3 protein-coding genes and 1 pseudogene are annotated in these 2,708 nt (G+C 63.7%); 2 read left to right on the top strand and 2 right to left on the bottom strand.

Annotation, left to right across the window (positions count from 1 at the left end):
- Positions 1–149, top strand: a pseudogene (locus tag QT222_RS02995) (protein-L-isoaspartate O-methyltransferase family protein); the annotation flags it as partial.
- Between the two features lie 365 nt (positions 150–514).
- On the top strand, positions 515–781 hold the full coding sequence (locus QT222_RS02990; RefSeq protein WP_004057969.1) for a YgaP family membrane protein: 267 nt from the start codon (positions 515–517) through the stop codon (positions 779–781).
- A gap of 57 nt (positions 782–838) precedes the next feature.
- On the opposite strand, the gene QT222_RS02985 is transcribed toward QT222_RS02990, so the two are convergent.
- Positions 839–1,942, bottom strand: coding sequence for a pyridoxal-phosphate dependent enzyme (locus QT222_RS02985; protein WP_004057971.1), 1,104 nt, complete (start codon positions 1,940–1,942; stop codon positions 839–841).
- Positions 1,943–1,985: 43 nt separating this feature from the next.
- Positions 1,986–2,708, bottom strand: a 723-nt coding sequence (locus QT222_RS02980) for a succinylglutamate desuccinylase/aspartoacylase family protein (protein ID WP_491476257.1), incomplete at its 5' end; no start/stop codon positions are given.

Raw genomic sequence — 2,708 nt, 5'->3', positions numbered from 1 at the left:
CGTTCAAGCCCTTGCTCGTCGATGGTGAACAGACCGGCAGCATCGTCCGAAATCGGACGCGCCGTGAAGACCCCGAGTACGAGGGCCGCAGCTGGCACGCCGGGCACGGGTGGGAACAAGACTGGATTGACTGGGAAGCGCGTCGCTGAACGTCGTCGAGTGCGCTGGCTCGGTCAGACTTTTCCTTCGAGGTAGCCGTACTTGAACCCCTGAATCGTAACCGCGACAGTCCAGATGGCGAGCGCGATGACCATCGTGGAAAACAGCACAGCGACGTCTTCGAATCCGGTCATGACGAGATAGACGACGAGCGTGAGGGCGAGAAACCGGCCGAGTACGTCGTCTTCGTTGGGGAGGAGGAACGCGAGACGGGAATACCAACGATAGCACCGGCGGAGGAAAATAACTGCCCATCAACACATCCGGTACCTCGACACTCACGGCTCCTCACTGCTGAGAATGTCCTGTAACTGATTTACCCGTGCGTGTCATAGACATACATGGTGAATCAACCATGGAAATGAACGTTGGCGGATACGACCGTATCGTACGCGCCATCCTCGGACCGGTGCTCATCATCGTCGGTGCTGCGGCCCTCGCGGGAGTCGTACCGGCAATGACAGGCACGCTCGGACTCGTCGTCGCGGGTGCGGCGCTGCTCGTCGGTGCAGTGCTCGCGGCGACCGCCGTGACGCAAAAGTGTCCGATGAACAAGGCACTCGGCATCAACACCTGCAAGGTACAGGCTGAAACCGAGACCGCGGGCGAGACCCGCGCGTAGCGAGTAGTTCCGAATTTTAGAACGGTATTTGTCGACGTCGAGACGTGAGTTCGAACGTTAAGACTTGAGTCCGCTCCCCGTCAGCGGCACAACCACGTCGTCGTCCATGGTGAGGACGCCCGACAGTCGGAGTTCGCGGAGCGCCGCGGGTGCGACGGCGCACGTCGGTTCGGTGTAGAATCCGTGACGGTGGAGTCTGTCGAGTTCGTCTTCGACCGCATCGGCCGAGAGCGCGATTGCGTCGCCGCCCGTCTCGTCGAGCGCCTCGTGAATCTCCGTTTCGCGGACGGGGTTCCGAATCTGGATGCCGTCGGCCACGTCGTTCGTCTCGGTGGTCGTGTGGTGCCGAGCGTCGGCAATAGGGGAGTATCCTGCGGCCTGCGCGCCGTATAGTTCGGGAATCCGGTCAATCCAGCCGGCCTCGTAGAGGTCGCGGAAGCCGCGATACGCCCCGAGAAAGAGCGTCCCGTGGCCCAGTGGCGTGACGACAGCGTCGGGTGCTGTCCAGTCCCGCTGGGCGGCGATTTCGTAGGCGACAGTTGCCGTCCCCGCGAAGAATGCCGGGTTCCACGCGTGACTTGCATACCACGCATTGCCCTCTTCGACTGCCTCGACGCAGGCGTCGGTTACGTCCTGTCGAGTGCCTTCGATTCGAACCGGCTTCGCCCCGGCGCGTTCGATGGCACGGACTTTTGCGGGCTTGACCGACGCGGGAACGTAAATCTCCGCGTCGATACCGGCGCGGGCGGCGTAGGTGGCGATAGCGGCCCCCGCATTGCCCGAGGAATCTTCGACGATTCGCTCGACGCCGAGTTCCGACGCGACGGAGAGAGTCGTCGTCGCGCCGCGGTCCTTGAACGACCCGGTGGGGAAGACGTACTCCAGTTTGAACGAGGCTTCCCACTCCGAGGCGTCCACGAGCGGAGTCATCCCCTCGCCGAGAGTGGCCTGTGGAGTCGGCGGGAGAAAGTCGTCGAACGCCCAGAGACCGCGACGGTAGTCGAGGTCGGCGTCGTCGGGCGTCGGAGACGTAGGGGTCGGGGTAGAATCGAAGTCGAGCGGTGCGCCGCAGGAACACCGCCAGCGCCACTCATCGAAGGTCGAACCGCACGAATCACACGCGAGTCGAAGCCGGGACGGAAGATTGGAGGGGGCGGTCATAGTGTTCGGGATGGGAATTGAGAGGGGGCAGTCATGATGGACTTCAGTACGTATCGAGGTCGATACCGACAGAACAGACGTATTCGCCGGAGGCGACCTGCGGGAGTCGGCGAGCGCGCCAGAAGATACCGTCGTGGTCGGCGGTGACGCGGGCTTTGAGCGAGCCGAACACGTCAGTCACTTCGAAGACCACGTCCCCGGTCGAAACTCGCTCGCCGAGGTCGCGCTTGAACCGGACGAGACCGCCGACGGGCGACCCGTACTGGTCGAAGCCCCGGGCGCGGGTCTGGGCTTCGAGTTCGACGTCGCCGTCGACGAAGCCGTAGCCGCGGAGGACGTTGTGAACGCCTTGGACGCCCTTCTGGATGCTCTCTTCGTCCCAGCCGACGCACCCGCCGCGTTCGGGGTCGATGGTCGGAATCCCGGCGTCCGGGCCGGCGCGGGCGAGTTGGCCGTCCGGTCCCTTCTGGTCGAGCACGTAGCCGCACCCGAAGGTCTTAGCGAGACGAAGACACTTCGCGTGCATCCGGTGGTGGCGACCACAGCGGACGCGAACCTCGTTTATCATCTGGCTCGTAGACCCCTGGTGGAGGTCCAAGATGAGGTCCGCTCGCCGGGCGGCGTCGAACGTCGCGGCGGCGATTCGCTCCGAGGATGTCCCGCGTTCGTCGCCCGGGTACGCGCGGTTCATCTTCGTGTCGTCGATGGGGTTTCGGTGCTGTGCCACCTGGAAGGCGTGGTAGTTGACGATGCCGACGATGAGAAT

Source organism: Haloferax sp. s1 (assembly GCF_058382125.1).
This window is presented reverse-complemented; position numbering and strand designations above follow the sequence as displayed.

Bases quoted from the DNA above. Each gene is read 5' to 3' on its own strand.
- QT222_RS02990 (WP_004057969.1), top strand. From the start codon at position 515: ATGGAAATGAACGTTGGCGGATACGACCGTATCGTACGCGCCATCCTC.
- QT222_RS02985 (WP_004057971.1), bottom strand. From the start codon at position 1,942: ATGACCGCCCCCTCCAATCTTCCGTCCCGGCTTCGACTCGCGTGTGAT.